This is a genomic window from Salinicoccus carnicancri Crm, from assembly GCF_000330705.1.
GTDB classification, from domain to species: Bacteria; Bacillota; Bacilli; order Staphylococcales; family Salinicoccaceae; genus Salinicoccus; species Salinicoccus carnicancri.
On the sequence record NZ_ANAM01000001.1, the window covers coordinates 324,044 to 339,374 of the forward strand.

14 protein-coding genes are annotated in these 15,331 nt (G+C 49.6%); all 14 read left to right on the forward strand.

Annotated features, from left to right (window positions below):
* Positions 1–71: 71 nt before the first annotated feature.
* The 14 genes from kynU (at position 72) to C792_RS0101790 (ending at position 15,321) form a co-directional block, all read left to right on the forward strand.
* A complete protein-coding gene (gene kynU, locus C792_RS0101725) occupies positions 72–1,337 on the forward strand; it encodes a kynureninase (RefSeq protein WP_017547719.1) in 1,266 nt (421 codons plus the stop codon).
* Positions 1,337–1,969, forward strand: coding sequence for an arylformamidase (gene kynB / locus C792_RS0101730; protein ID WP_017547720.1), 633 nt, complete (start codon positions 1,337–1,339; stop codon positions 1,967–1,969). Before kynU ends, kynB begins: the two co-directional genes overlap by 1 nt.
* Positions 1,962–2,804 carry a tryptophan 2,3-dioxygenase gene (locus C792_RS0101735; protein WP_017547721.1) on the forward strand — a complete coding sequence of 281 codons (843 nt, stop codon included), beginning with the start codon at positions 1,962–1,964 and terminating at the stop codon, positions 2,802–2,804. The genes kynB and C792_RS0101735 overlap by 8 nt, the downstream gene beginning before the upstream one ends.
* Before the next feature lie 20 nt (positions 2,805–2,824).
* On the forward strand, positions 2,825–3,145 hold the full coding sequence (locus C792_RS0101740) for a hypothetical protein (protein ID WP_017547722.1): 321 nt from the start codon (positions 2,825–2,827) through the stop codon (positions 3,143–3,145).
* A 137-nt stretch (positions 3,146–3,282) separates the two neighbouring features.
* The gene (locus tag C792_RS0101745) at positions 3,283–4,278 is read left to right on the forward strand and encodes a TAXI family TRAP transporter solute-binding subunit (RefSeq protein WP_017547723.1); all 996 of its coding nucleotides are present in this window, start codon (positions 3,283–3,285) and stop codon (positions 4,276–4,278) included.
* Entirely contained in the window at positions 4,268–4,810 is a 543-nt protein-coding gene (locus C792_RS0101750) for a DUF1850 domain-containing protein (protein WP_017547724.1), read from the forward strand. Before C792_RS0101745 ends, C792_RS0101750 begins: the two co-directional genes overlap by 11 nt.
* A complete protein-coding gene (locus C792_RS0101755) occupies positions 4,800–7,019 on the forward strand; it encodes a TRAP transporter permease (RefSeq protein WP_017547725.1) in 2,220 nt (739 codons plus the stop codon). The genes C792_RS0101750 and C792_RS0101755 overlap by 11 nt, the downstream gene beginning before the upstream one ends.
* Before the next feature lie 185 nt (positions 7,020–7,204).
* Positions 7,205–8,353 carry an NAD-dependent epimerase/dehydratase family protein gene (locus tag C792_RS0101760; protein ID WP_017547726.1) on the forward strand — a complete coding sequence of 383 codons (1,149 nt, stop codon included), beginning with the start codon at positions 7,205–7,207 and terminating at the stop codon, positions 8,351–8,353.
* A 16-nt stretch (positions 8,354–8,369) separates the two neighbouring features.
* A complete protein-coding gene (locus C792_RS0101765; protein ID WP_017547727.1) occupies positions 8,370–9,506 on the forward strand; it encodes a glycosyltransferase family 4 protein in 1,137 nt (378 codons plus the stop codon).
* 17 nt (positions 9,507–9,523) lie between these two features.
* Positions 9,524–10,825 carry a pyrimidine-nucleoside phosphorylase gene (locus C792_RS0101770; protein ID WP_017547728.1) on the forward strand — a complete coding sequence of 434 codons (1,302 nt, stop codon included), beginning with the start codon at positions 9,524–9,526 and terminating at the stop codon, positions 10,823–10,825.
* Between the two features lie 111 nt (positions 10,826–10,936).
* Positions 10,937–12,082, forward strand: a complete 1,146-nt coding sequence (locus C792_RS0101775; protein ID WP_017547729.1) for a UTP--glucose-1-phosphate uridylyltransferase — start codon at positions 10,937–10,939, stop codon at positions 12,080–12,082.
* A gap of 35 nt (positions 12,083–12,117) precedes the next feature.
* The gene (trhA, locus tag C792_RS0101780; RefSeq protein WP_017547730.1) at positions 12,118–12,801 is read left to right on the forward strand and encodes a PAQR family membrane homeostasis protein TrhA; all 684 of its coding nucleotides are present in this window, start codon (positions 12,118–12,120) and stop codon (positions 12,799–12,801) included.
* Positions 12,802–12,881: 80 nt separating this feature from the next.
* A complete protein-coding gene (gene proC, locus C792_RS0101785; RefSeq protein WP_017547731.1) occupies positions 12,882–13,697 on the forward strand; it encodes a pyrroline-5-carboxylate reductase in 816 nt (271 codons plus the stop codon).
* A gap of 67 nt (positions 13,698–13,764) precedes the next feature.
* The gene (locus C792_RS0101790; protein WP_017547732.1) at positions 13,765–15,321 is read left to right on the forward strand and encodes an amidohydrolase; all 1,557 of its coding nucleotides are present in this window, start codon (positions 13,765–13,767) and stop codon (positions 15,319–15,321) included.
* Positions 15,322–15,331: the final 10 nt, after the last annotated feature.

A 15,331-nucleotide genomic window follows, 5' to 3' on the forward strand; every position in this document is an offset into this window, starting at 1 on the left:
ATTTGCGGGAATCGTTGTATAATGAAAATAGAAAAGGCTTACAATCGTGATGTTAACATAGGAGGTATTTGATGGAGAAATGGTTGCAGGAAGCGAAAAGAAAAGATGGTGCGGATGTGCTCGGACACTTCAGGGACGAGTTTTATATCGGAGAGGGTGTCTATTATATGGACGGCAATTCCCTGGGGCTGATGTCCAAGCGGGCGGAGCAGTCACTCCTTGAAGTGATGGATGACTGGAAGCACCATGGCATAGACGGCTGGGTAAAAGGAGAGCGGCCATGGTTCTACATGAGTGAGGCCATCGGGGAGAAGATGGCTCAGCTTGTCGGTGCCGGTGCCCATGAAGTACTGGCGACGAACTCGACTACGAACAATATACATCAGACCGTGAGGACACTTTACGAGCCGGCAGGGGAGCGTTACAGGATCATGGCGGATGACTTGAACTTCCCGTCAGATATATATGCCCTCCAGTCCGTCCTGGATGATCATGGTTACAGCGATGGGATGGTGAAGGTGTCGTCAGAAGACGGGCATCTCCTTGATACTGAAACGATCATCAGCATGATGGATGAAAGCATCGCACTCATGCTGCTTCCATCCGTCCTCTACCGGAGCGGGCAGGTGCTGGAGATGCAGAAGATTACGGAGGCCGCCCATGAAAAAGGAATCATTGTCGGATTTGACCTGTGCCACTCCATTGGTGCACTCCAGCATCAGCTGAAAGAATGGGACGTGGATTTCGCCGTCTGGTGCACATATAAACATTTAAGCGGTGGGCCGGGGTCGGTTGCGGGATTATATGTTCATGAAAGGCACCATCATAAGAGTGTGAGTCTCAAAGGCTGGTTCGGCAACAACAAGGAAACGCAGTTCGATATGGCACACGATTTTGATCAGGCGGCGGATATCAGCCAGTACCAGGTGGGGACACCTCACATCCTCTCCATGGCGCCGCTTTATGGTGCCCTGGAGATATTCGGGGAGGCGGGCATTGGAAACGTCCGTGAAAAGTCCCTCGGTCTGACCGATTTCATGATTGCGATGATTGAAGACGTGCTCGCCGGCTATGATATTGATATCGTTACGCCGAAAGCGCATGAATCACGCGGCGGACACATCCTGATCGGACATGAGAAGGCCGCCGGCATCAATCAAGCCCTGAAATCCAAAGGGGTGATACCTGACTTCAGGGCACCGAGTTATGTCAGAATTGCCCCGGTGGCACTGTATAATTCATTCGAAGATGTATATCACGCAGTCATGATCCTCAAAGAGATAATGGATGACCGGCTGTACGATAAATTTGATAACAGACGGGGAGTCGTTGCCTGATGTGGATTGATATTTCTCAGACACTTGAATGCTCCATCGCCCATTGGCCGGAAGATACACCGTTCAGTTACACGACACCTGTGACGAAAGCACAGAGCGGCTCCGTCAATATCGGCAAGATTGAGACGAGCACTCATATCGGCACCCATATCGATGCGCCTTTCCATTTCGATGACGCCGGCGCGAAAGTGGATGAACTGGATATTAACCGGTATATCGGTGATGCAACAGTCATAGAAGTGAGGAACAGGGAAATCATCACGAAAGAGGAACTTGAGAGTTTTGACATCAGGGGCACGGTACTGCTTGTAAAGACAAAAGAGCGTGCGGAGCAGGATGTTTTTCCGGAGACCGTACCCGTGCTTGATGAGGAGGCGGTAGAATATATTGCCGGAAAGGGAGTCCGTCTTTTCGGTGTGGATGTAACATCGGTCGATCCGGTGGACTCGAAGACGTTAGACATCCACCATAAGCTGCATGAGAACGATATAATGATCATTGAAAACACGGTGCTTGAAGCGGTCGGCGGAGGCTATTACGACTTCATAGCACTGCCTCTGAAAATCAGGGGCGCTGACGGCTCTCCGGTGCGTGCTGTACTCAGGGTAAAGGAGGAGATGGACCATGAATGAATATCAGGATCATACGCTGGCCGGTGAGAATGTCAAAACGGATTTTCTGAAGGACATGACGTACAGTGAATACCTGAATCTGGATCAGATACTTACGGCACAGAGTCCGTTGACGGACCAGCATGATGAAAAACTGTTCATCATCATCCATCAGGTTTCGGAACTGTGGATGAAGCTGATCATCCATGAACTGAATTCCGCCATGGAGGATATAAAACACGATGATTTCAGGCTGGCTTTCAAGAAGCTTGCACGGGTGACGAACATCCAGAACCAGCTGATCAACTCCTGGAGTGTGCTGGCAACGATGACACCGAGCGACTATCTCAATTTCCGGGACGAACTCGGCAATGCATCCGGATTCCAGTCCTATCAGAACCGCATGATGGAGTACTGCCTGGGTTATAAGACCACGCATGCCCTGAGCATCTATGAAAAGGATCCGGGCATCCACAGCCGGCTCAAAGCACAGCTCGGGACACCGAGTATTTATGACGAGGCCATCCGTGCCGTTGCGAGACAGGGCTTCCATATCGATCGGGAAGTGTTATCGCGCGATGTAACTGAAAACTATGTGCCGAACGAATCGGTCAAGGAAGCATTCAGGCAGATTTACCTCAATACGGAGGAGTATTTTGAACTGTACGAGATGCTTGAAAAACTTGTTGATGTTGAAGATCTGTACAGCCAGTGGCGTTTCAGGCACATGAAGACGGTTGAACGCATCATCGGCTTCAAGAAGGGGACCGGCGGCAGCTCGGGCGTCAATTATCTGAAGCGGGTGATTGATGACTATTTCTTCAGGGAGCTTTGGGAGCTGCGCACAGAACTATAATGGGACAGGAGAGGTGTGGCATGAGGGATTACGGTCAGACGAACATATTTGATGATGTAATGAAGGAGGACGAATCCTTCGTCATCGTCGTGCAGGAAGTGACTGAACAGGCGGGACAGCTCCAGAAGCGGGTGCTCAGGGAATATCCCGGCCTGCAGATGGAAGGTATGAGGAACCTGTTTGAACATCTGAAGGATGTCTACCTGTCGGAAAATTTTTCCGACAGGGGTAAATACTTCGATCTCACAGTATATACGAATGAGGACTATGCGGCGGAAAATATATACGCCCATGTAAAAAGATACCGGAACAGCAAAGAATGGACCACAACTGCAAAATGACAGAGGAAGCACCTGGAATTCCAGGTGCTTTTTGATGTAGAAGAACTTAAAATAAATCAGAAAATTCCGTTTATTGGGAGCGTTTATATGTTACAATATGGTGTAAGTAAGGAAAAAAATTGAAAGGGGACTTGTAAATGAAGAAACTCTCTTGGTTTTTAGTACTTGTGTTCGCGATGGCTATGTTCTTGGCAGCATGTGGAGGAGGCGGGGGAGATTCAGGTTCCTCGGAAGAATCCGAAGATGCAGCTTCCAATGAAGGATGGGTGGAGAACATAACGCTGCTTACCGGCGGTGAAGCAGGTGTCTACTTTCCGCTCGGGGTTGCACTTGCTGATGTCATCGATGCCAATGTGGACGGGGTTACTGCGACCGGAGTGTCCTCGGGGGCATCGGTTTCGAATGCTGAGCAGCTGAATAACGGTGAGGCGCAGTTGGCGCTTGTGCAGAATGATATCGCCTATTATGGTGCAGAAGGGATGAACATGTTCGAGGAAACATTGGATAATTACGGCGGTGTATTCACTATTTACAATGAGACGATCCAACTGGTAACACTTGCTGATTCAGGTATCGAATCTGTTGCGGACCTGGAGGGCAAAAGGGTTGCAATCGGTGATGTAGGCTCAGGCACAGAGGCGAATGCGACACAGATTCTGGAAGCGCACGGGTTGAGTGTGGATGATATCAACGCCCAGGCGCTGGATTTTGCAGACGCTTCAACCAACCTTCAGGACGGTAATGTGGATGCGGCATTCGTTACAGCCGGTACACCAACCGGGGCGATTCAGGAGCTGAGTGCGAGTGCGGATGTAAGGATTGTCAGTCTGGATCAGGATGCCATCGATTCTCTGATGGAGGAATACACATATTATGTCCAGGAGGATATCCCATCCGATGCCTATGACAATTTTGACAGTACGGCGACAACAGTTGCAGTACAGGCGATGCTCATCGCTTCCAATGATATTCCTGAAGACCAGATGCAGGAGATTACCAGTGCTATTTTCGATAACCTGGATGAAATCGCCAATGCGCATGTAAGGGGGGAAGAACTGTCAGTGGATACTGCGCAGGATGGCATGTCCATCGATCTTCACCCGGGTGCAGCAGCGTACTACGATGAACAATAAAAATTTGCAGGGAACGGGCAGTAAAAAGACATTGTTTTCACGCAATGTCTTTTTAGCCCTTATCGGGGGCACAGTCATCGGAATTGTGGTGGCCCTTTATGTCTGCAGGCCCACATATCTGATCCTGGCGGAGCTGGAATCAGGAGAGATACTCCACCGGACAAGGGTGGAGGATGGTGAGCGCTTTGCCGTCACCTATATACATTCCGTGGAACGGTCTCCGGTAAAGGAAATTTTCGAAGTCAGGGGTGAGGCAGTCTACACGATGGAAAGTCATACTGAATCCTTCGGCGCGGGAATGCCTTATGAAGGGGATGATGTGGAAATCGAGGACGGGAAATTCATCATCCGGAATATCGATCGCAAAGTGCATGGCGGCAGTCTCAAAGTGAGGCCGTCATCAGTATTTCCCCATCATGTAAGAGTCGGCGGGGAGGTAATCACAATATCGGAGCCGCCGTATGCAGAAAAAAATCTCGAAATTAGAATAGTCAGGGGCTATTTTAAGGGGGGAGGAAATATTGGACGATAAAGCGCAGCAGAAGATGATACAGGAATTGGAAGGAAGTGACAGGGAGCTTGGCAGAAACCTGGCTCTGCTTGTAAGCACTGTGGCCATAGGTCTGGCGCTGTTCCATCTGTATGTAGCCGGTTTCGGTCTTCCGGGAATCGGGTCCAGGACATTCCTGATCATACACCTGATACTTGGCATGACACTGGTTTTTCTTATTTTTCCGATCAGGAAAGGGTTAAAGCAGAGAACGATACCCTGGTATGACTTCCTGATAGCTGCGATAACATTTGCAGCTGGGGTATATCTCATAGAAAGGCAGGAGGCGGAAGCCATACTTTCTGCCCGCCCGACTGAAATAGACCTTGTGGTCGGCACGCTTTTTATAATTCTGGTGATTGAAGCGACCCGGAGGGTAGTCGGTCTTCCTCTGGTGATCATTGCAGGTTTCTTCATCCTCTATTTTTTCGTCGGTGAATTCATGCCCGGCCAGTTTTATCATAATCGTGGTGATTTTTCACGGTTCATATATGAAATAGTGTATCGCAGTAATGGAATTTTTGGTACGCCGATATATGCATCTGCCCAATTCGTCTTCATCTTCATACTTTTCGGAGCCATATTGGAATCGACGGGGGCAGGAAAGATGTTCATCAACCTAGCTATGCGTGCAGTGGGGAAATATAAAGGGGGACCGGCGAAAGCCAGTGTTGTTGCAAGCGGTATGATGGGCAGTATTTCAGGGAGTTCCACGGCAAATGCAGTGACGACGGGCACCTTCACAATCCCTCTGATGAAAAAAGTTGGTTACCCTCCGCATGTATCGGGCGGTGTTGAAGTCGCTTCATCATCGAGCGGCCAGTTCCTGCCGCCGGTTATGGGCGCAGCAGCCTTCATCATGGTGGAATTCACCGGAATTCCTTATTATGAAATCATTACCAGTGCTTTCATACCGGCATTGCTTGCCTATGTCGGCATACTGTTCATGGTGCATTTTGAAGCGAGCAAGCGCAACATCAAAGGTATAGACAGGTCGGAGATGTCTTCCGGCAGGAAACTGCTCATCAACCAGGGGTATCTCATGATTCCGGTCTTCATCCTGCTGTATTATCTGGTTATTGAAAGGACTTCGGTCAACGCCGCCGCTTTCTATTCCATCACAGCGATGATCGTAATCGCGCTTTTTGCCTACCAGTTCAAAAAGAGTCTGGGCAGGGGGTTGCTGTATGCAGCAATCCTGCTGGCAGTCACATTGTCGATGCAGTTCCTGATAGGGCTTGTCAATCAGGGACTCATGGGGTTGAATGATCTGATTGGAATCAGTCTCTTCAGCCCAGAGATGATACGCTGGCGCGACCCGATCTTTACGATGGTTCTTGGAGGAATCATTGTCTCCCTCATATTCGCCGTTTTCAGAAAATCCGCCAATTATGGCTCGGATGCTGAGAAATACGGCATGAAAGAGCTGGTGTCAGGTCTGGATAATGCCTCCCGCAATGCACTCAGTATCATCGTTGCCTGTGCCACGGCCGGTATACTGATCGGTGTTATCACAACAAGCGGTCTTTCCACTAAATTTACGCGCATAGTCATTGATTTTTCAGGCAGGATTGAGTCGTGGCTGCCGGGCTTCATGATTACGGATAACACCCAGGTTTATATTGCACTTGTCCTGACAGTGTTTGCCTGTCTGTTTCTGGGAATGGGACTGCCGACGACTGCCACATACGTAGTTCTTGCAGCGGTAATCGCACCGGTACTTACAGGCCTTGGCCTGCCGGTCATTGTCGCACATCTGTTTGTTCTGTACTACGGGGTGCTGGCTGATGATACACCGCCGATCAATCTGCCTGCCTACGCCACGGCCGGCATAGCCAACGCTGGACCGATACGGACCGGGGTTCAGGGGTTCAAATATGACTCTGCGGCACTGCTGCTCCCTTTCATGTTCGCAATCAATCCGACCATACTGCTAATCACCGAAGCCTCGGCATTTGAGATGGTCTGGTCAGTTGTTACGGCTGGTATCGGCATGGCAACTTTTGCGGCATTCATCCAGGGATATATGTTCGCCAGGCTGAATATAGTTGAGAGGGTGGCCACAGTTGTTACGGCACTATTGTTCATACAGAGTGATTTTGTCACTGATGCGGTGGCATTCAGCCTGTTCATCATTATTGTCCTTTTTCAAATGTACAAAAAGAAAAAGGGAGCAGCTCAGGCTGCATAGTGAACTGCCGGCACCTGTAAAATCAGGTGCCGGTTTTGATTTGAATCCTTTACATTCCTGCCACAATTTATCTGGTATAAAATCATAAAAATTTGTGACATTCAGTAAACATCTTTATAATGTTATATGTATACTAGCGGTATACTATGTATAAATTAACTAATACTGAAGCGGAGGATGTTCAAATGAGAATTATTGTAGCTGGGGGAGACGGTTTCTGCGGATGGCCGACTGCACTCTATCTATCTGAAAAGGGTCACGAAGTGACTATCCTGGATAACATGGTACGTCGTAAAATAGATAATGAATTGCATTCCAACTCTGTTACGCCGATTGCCTCTTTGGAGGATCGTGTAGAGAAATGGAAGGAATTGACAGGAAAAGAGATTAAAATCTATGAAGGCGACCTCAACCACTATGACTTCCTGAGTCTCGTATTCAAAAACGAACGCCCGGAAGCATTCGTGCATTTCGCAGAACAGCGTTCAGCACCTTATTCCATGATCGATCGTGAACATGCGGTCTATACGCAGCAGAACAACGTATTGGGCAACCTCAACGTTCTATATGCAATCAAGGAATTCGAACCTGACTGTCATCTGATCAAGCTCGGTACGATGGGTGAGTACGGTCAGCCGAATATCGACATCGAAGAAGGTTACATTGAAATTGAACATAAAGGACGGAAAGATACGCTGCCGTTCCCTAAACAGCCGGGTTCCTTCTATCACCTGACGAAAGTGCATGATACGCACAATATCATGTTCGCATGTAAGATTTGGGGCATCCGTGCAACGGACCTGAACCAGGGCATCGTTTACGGACTCAACACCGAAGAAACGAAAAAAGACCCTGCGCTTGCGAACAGGCTGGACTATGACGGCGTATTTGGAACCGCACTCAACCGTTTCCTCATCCAGGCAGCAATCGGCCACGATATGACAGTGTATGGTTCAGGCGGCCAGACGCGTGCATTCCTGCACATCAAAGACACAGTGCGCTGCATTGAGATCGCAGCGGAAAACCCCGCCGATCAGGGCGAATTCCGCGTGTTCAACCAATTCACGGAATCCTTCTCTGTACAGGATCTCGCTGAAAAGACAAGGGATGCCGCAAAGGAGCTCGGCATCGATGCCAACGTTGCGAATATCGAAAATCCGCGTGTTGAAAATGAAGACCATTACTATAATGCGGTCAACACCAACCTGATCGATCTTGGTCTTGAGCCGCATCTCCTGACCCAGGACGTCCTGAAGGAAATTCTTCAGGAAGCAATCGAACATAAGGACCGCATCATCGTGGACAATGTGCTGCCGACAGTTACGTGGAAGTAAAGAAAGAGGTAATGGCATGAAGATTGCGATTGTCACCGAAACATTTTTGCCGTCGACAGACGGTATTGTTACAAGATTGACAAAAGCCATTGACTACTTCATGCGGGAGGGGCATGAGGTCCTGGTCATCGCGCCTGACCTCGGCGTGCATGATTATAAGGGGGCAAGAGTGGTCGGTATCAAACCGGTCACTTTCCCTTTTTACAGATACCGCAAATGGGGTTTTCCTTCCCGCAGGGTATATCATATACTGAAAGATTTTGAACCGGATGTCGTGCATGCAGTCAATCCTGTCCTGCTTGCGACAAGTGCTGTCAGGGCAGCACAGAAGCTCAATATACCGCTCGTTTCTTCATACCATACGCACCTGCCGAAGTACCTGGATTACTATACAGTCTATAAACCCGCTAAACCTCTGCTCTGGTGGTACATCAGACGCAACCATAAAAATGCAGACCTCAATCTGGTCACCTCCCGCGCAATCAGGGATGAACTGGATGCCGAAGGTATAAAACGCCTGGATATCATTCCCCGCGGAGTGGATGTGATAAACCGTCATCCCGGTTTCAGGGACAATGAGATGCGCAACAGGCTGAGCGGCGGCAAACCGGAAAACAAACTGCTTGTGTTCATAGGAAGGCTTGCCGTGGAAAAAGAAATCCATAAGCTTCTGCCGCTACTCGATGCCCGGGAGGATATCAGCCTGGCAATTGTCGGCGATGGCCCCGCACGTAATGAAATCGAGAAGAAGTTTGAAGGCACGAATACCGTGTTCACCGGTTTCATGCACGGTGAAGAACTGTCGAAGGCATTCGCCTCCGGCGATGCTTTCATATTCCCGTCCGTGTCGGAGACGCTGGGACTTGTCATACTTGAATCCATGGCTTCAGGCCTGCCTGTCATCGCCGCCAAGAGCGGACCGACAAACGAACAGGTCACTGATGGAGTGAACGGCATGCTTTTTGAGAACGAGGACCTGAAGAGCATGATCAGAGCCGTGGAAGTATTGGAAGATGAAGATAAGCTTGCCGAGATGAAACAGAACGCCCGCAGGGAAGCGATGGGCTACGCCTGGGACAAGACGTCCCAGAGACTGATTGATTTTTACATGGATGCGAGAGACAGGCATTCGACGGGTGACAAAAAGGCTTGATAAAGGATGTGTAAGTGATGAGAATGGTGGATTTGATAGCAAAGAAGCGCGATGGCGGAGTTTTGACGAAAGAGGAGATCGATTTCTTCATCAAAGGCTACACGGCTGGGGATATACCTGATTACCAGGTATCCAGTCTGATGATGGCTTTATTCTTCCGGGATATGACCGAGGATGAGCGGGCGGATCTGACGATGGCAATGGTCAGATCGGGGGATGAAATCGACCTTTCATCAATTGAAGGTATAAAAGTGGACAAGCATTCCACGGGCGGTGTAGGTGATACAACCACACTCGTCCTGGCCCCGCTCGTGGCGGCACTCGATGTGCCTGTTGCGAAAATGAGCGGCCGCGGACTCGGTCATACCGGCGGTACCATCGACAAGCTCGAGGCAGTGGAGGGGTTCCATGTCGAGATTACTGAGAAGGAATTCGCAGATATCGTCAACCGGGACAAGGTGGCGGTGATCGGCCAGTCCGGCAATCTGACACCAGCCGACAAAAAACTTTATGCCCTGCGTGATGTGACGGCGACGGTTAACTCTATCCCACTGATTGCAAGCTCGATCATGAGCAAGAAGATCGCTGCCGGGGCCGATGCAATCGTCCTCGACGTCAAAACAGGCGACGGTGCATTCATGAAGAGCGAAGAGGATGCTGTTGAACTTGCCAGGGCGATGGTATCCATCGGCAACAACGTGGGCAGAAAGACGATGGCGATCATTTCAAGCATGGCGGAACCGCTCGGCCATGCCATCGGTAACGCCCTTGAAGTGAAAGAGGCGATTGAAACGCTCCGCGGGGAAGGGCCTGAAGATCTGACTGCCCTCTGCATGGAGCTCGGCGCCCAGATGACGGTGCTCGGCGGCAAGGCGGAAACGCTCGACGAAGCGAAAGAAAAGCTGCATCAGGTCATCGATGACGGCAGTGCGCTTGAAAAATTCAAAGTGTTCCTGTCCAACCAGGGCGGTGACGCATCTGTTGCGGATGATGTTTCAAAACTGCCGCAGGCACAGTATAAAATTGAAGTGAAGGCGGAGTATTCAGGATACGTCGAAGAGATTGCCGCTGAGGAGCTTGGTGTTGCTTCGGCGATGCTTGGTGCCGGACGGCAGACAAAAGATGATGTCATCGACCTTGCGGTCGGTCTGATGCTCGAGAAGAAAGTCGGCGACCGTGTGGAGGAAGGCGAGACACTGGCTGTTATCCACTCAAACCGGGAAAATGTAGGGGATGTCAAAGATAAAATCCTCGATAACTACAAAATAGGCGATAAAGAAGTGAACATCTCACTCATCAAACAGGTGATCACTGAATAGAGAGGCGTGTGAAGTACCGGAATTTCCGGTACTTTTTTAATGCGGCTTATTTTTTACAGGGCGTGCACAATTGGATTATAATGAAAGAAATAGAAGTATGGAGGCAGAGCAATGATAACAGAATGGATACCCCAGTTTGACAGGCTGGCGGAAAACTACCAGCAGAAAGTGGAGGAGCAGTTTGGAACACTGCCGCTTGATGAAATCCGTGAGGCATATGAAGAGGTATATGTGAATCCGGAGCCGGTGGACATGACGACCGTAGAAGAAGTTCCTTTTGTAAGAAGGGAGGAACTGGATACAGAGCACCTGACAGATACGGCAAAAGAAGCGATTAAAAACGGTGAAGTGGCTGTGCTCCTCATGGCGGGCGGCCAGGGCACACGTCTTGAACATCCCGGGCCGAAAGGCACGTTTTCCTTTGACGGGCTTTCTCTTTTTGAATTGCAGGCGAAACAGATCAAAGCGGCCGGACATGCTTATGGACGGCCTGTCCACTGGTACATCATGACAAGTGATATCAATCATACAGAGACACTTGATTTTTTCCGGGAACACAACAACTTCGGATTTGAAGAGGACAATATCCATTTCTTCCGACAGGAGCATTTCCCGGCCCTGTCCAAAGACGGCGGGCTGCTTCTGACGGAAAACAAGGATATCATGCTTACTCCAAACGGCAACGGAGGCATCTTCAGCGCGCTCAAAAAAAGCGGCATGCTTGAAGACATGAAGGACCGTGGCATCAGGCATGTGTTCATGAACAACGTGGACAATGCAGTGGTCAAAGTGCTTGATCCGATTCTTGTCGGACTGCATGTCAGGGAGGACAACGATGTGACTTCAAAATCGATTCTCCCGAAACCAGGTGAGAGTGTCGGCCGTCTGAGTCTCGTCAACGGAGAAAAGAGTGTCGTAGAATATACAGAACTGCCCGAAGGTATCGGGGAAAAATTCCAGAACGGCAACATCGGCATCCACGTGTTCGGCATGGACTATCTCGACAGAGCGGCTGCGGCGAAAGTGCCTTATCATCTTGCTGTGAAAAAACTGGAGCATATGAATGAAAATCTGCTGCTCGTCAAAGATGAGGTGCTGAAATTCGAGAAGTTCTACTTCGACGCATTCCGTCACGCGCGTAAACACAAGACATTGCAGGTGGACCGTAAAGGTGAATTCTCGCCTCTTAAGAACAAAGTGGGTAAAGACAGCATCGAAACAGCATACAATGATCTGAAAGACGAAGGGATTGTATGACGGAGAAAAAACACCGGTATAGAGGAGACATCCTCATGGAAAAGGAAAAGATGACCAGGAAACTGGAAGGGTCTCTGAGAAATATCGTCCCCCTCTCTTTCGGAGAAGAAGTCGGTAACAGTGTCAGCCACGGTGTGGCCGCACTCCTGTTCATCTTCATGCTGCCATTCACCGCCGTATATATGTATGCAGACGGCGGCGCGCTCCATGCATTGGGAGGTTCGGTGTTCGTCATCAGCATCCTGCTGATGTTCCTTACGTCGACGCTCTACCATTCGATGGCGCATAACACCCAGCATAAATACATCATGAGGCTGCTTGACCACAGCCTGATATATATAGCGATCGCCGGTACATACACTCCCGTGGCACTTTCCGTTATCGGCGGCACATGGGGGATCATCACCCTCATAGTGCAGTGGGCTGCAGCAGTCCTCGGTATCCTGTACAAAGTGCTGAGCCCGAAAGTGAATTCGAAGGTCAGCCTGACCTTCTATCTTGTAATGGGGTGGATGGCAGTGATTTTCTTCCCGGCCATCATTGTCAATACACACTGGATGTTCCTGCTTATGCTCGCCCTGGGAGGGGTGGCATACACAGTGGGCGCCTGGTTCTATGCGCAGAAAAACCGCAGGTACTTCCATATGATATGGCATTTCTTCATAATCGCCGGAAGCACATTGCATTATATCGGCATTGTATTTTTCATCCATGCCTGAATATTTATCGATTTTTGATTTTTTTATTCAGTTTGTTATGATAGGAACTGTTGCGCAAAAAAATAAATGGAGTTGATTCGATGAAAATTGTCTTTTATGGTGCGGGGAACATGGCGAGTGCCATCTTTATCGGAATGATTGAAAATCGCGTCGTCAAGCCGGAACAGATTTACCTTACGAGCAGAAGCCAGAAAGAGAAGATCATGTTCTTCAAGGAAAACCTCGGTGTGAATATTTCATATGATGATATGGAACTGCTCGAGGGGGCGGACTATGTCATTCTTGCCAGCAAGCCGCAAAGTTTCCCGGATGTTGCGAAAAGGATCCGGCCGCACCTTGAGGAAAAGACAAAGATCGTATCTGTTATGGCCGGCACCCAGATAAAGACGATCAGACGCGAACTTAAGACTGAAAATCCGATCGCCAGGATCATGCCGAACACGAATGCCATGGTGCAGCATTCCGTCAGCGGAATCACCTATTCTGAAAATTTCCCGAATAAGGATGAATTGGTCGAATTGATGAAAAGCTTCGGTACGACAGTTGTGGTCGAAGAGGAAGAGGAGATGCACAACATCACTGCAGCGACGGGGTCGGGTTCTGCGTTCCTTTATTATATATATGAAAAATATGCGGAAAGCCTCATGGATCTCGGATTCAGCGAAGAGGAAGCAATGTTCCTGACAACGAACCTCGTGATCGGCGCAGGTAAGATGGTTGAGGATTCCGAATTGCCATTCAGCCAGCTCCGCAGGAACATCACTTCAAAACGGGGTACGACAGAAGCGGGGCTTGATGCACTGGACGGAGAAGGGATCAAGGAAATCCTGTCCAGGACGCTCAATGCAGCTGCAACCCGGAGTCAGGAACTCAGCAAAGACGACGCGGACGAATAAAAGAGTTAAGGAATAGTGGTACTTCATATAAGCTATATATGAAGTATTTTTTTCTAGGAGGGGTCTTGTGAAAACACTGTATTATAACGGCATCATATATACGATGAACCGCGAAGGGGAGACGGCAGAAGCGGTTCTGGCGGATAAGGGACGGATTGTCAGGACCGGCGGCCACGGCGAACTGGAGGCGGAGGCTGATTTTAAAATCGATCTCGATGGTCAGACGATGCTGCCCGCCCTCACGGATGCACATATCCATCTCATCATGCTCGGCAAGAAGCTGAAATCCCTGGCGCTGCATCATACAGATGATATCACCGAGATGAAGCGCCTGATCGGTGAATTCAGGACGGATCAGCAATGGAATCTGATTCTTGGATATGATGAAAACAATCTCTCGGATAAATACCGCATGGACCGTTTTGAACTCGACCGTCTGACGGATAAGCCGACACTTGTCACACGTGTCTGCCATCACGCCGGATTCGTGAATACAATGGCCCTGGAATTTCTGGGCATCGACCAAAGCGTAAAAGATCCGGAAGGCGGCTATTTTGAAAGGGACGGGAACGGGGAACTCACCGGCTGGGTGTATGATACAGCGTTTGACCTCATAAGGGATCGGACGGTGGATGATGATGTCAGGTCATTGTCGAGTGACCTCGCCACAGCCATTGATCATATGTACAGTTACGGCATCGCCGGCGCACACACGGAGGATATGTCCAACTACGGACCTTATGAAATGCCGTTCAAGGCCTATCTTGAGACCATCGGCCCGGACAGGAAGAAATTCAGGGTCAATCTGCTGAGAAATGAAAAAGTGTACCCTCAGATGGTCCGGGACGACCCTGACTATCTCGAAGACTGGATTGAAAAGGATGCAATGAAGATTTTCATGGACGGTGCTTTCGGTGGCAGCACGGCCCTTCTCAAAGCACCTTATGTTGGCACGGAGGACTGCGGGCTGCAGATCCATTCCAGGGAAGCACTTTTGACAATGGTGAAGCGTGCAAGGGAAAACAATGATGCGATTGCGGTCCACATGATCGGCGATAAGGCATGCGAACTGGTGCTCGATGCGATTGAGGAATATCCGGCACCCGAAGGGAAGCATGACCGGCTGATTCACTGCAGCCTGCTTGATGCAGGGCTCATTCAGCGCATGAAGGCGCTGGATGTCATATGTGATATCCAGCCCACCTTCCTGACTTCGGATATGCCATGGGTAATGGAACATCTTGGAGAGGGACGTGCACAATATCTGTACGCCTTCAAAACGATGCAGGATAACGGGCTTATCCTTGGCGGCTCGTCGGATGCGCCAATAGAAGACGTCAACCCTCTGCTTGGCATCCATACACTGGTAACGCGCAAGGGCAGCAGCGGAGTGTACAATGAAGCTGAACGGGTAAACCGTTTCGAAGCATTTAAAATGTATACGGTAAACCCTGCGGAGATTGCCTATAAAACAGACAGGGCCGGCAGGATAAGTGCCGGGTATTATGCGGACTTTGCCGTCTTCGACAGGGATGTCATGCAGATTGACGCTGACGAACTGCTTGATGCACGGGTGACAAGGACTGTAATAGATGGTGATACAGTATATCAGATCAATGAATAGGGGGATCAAG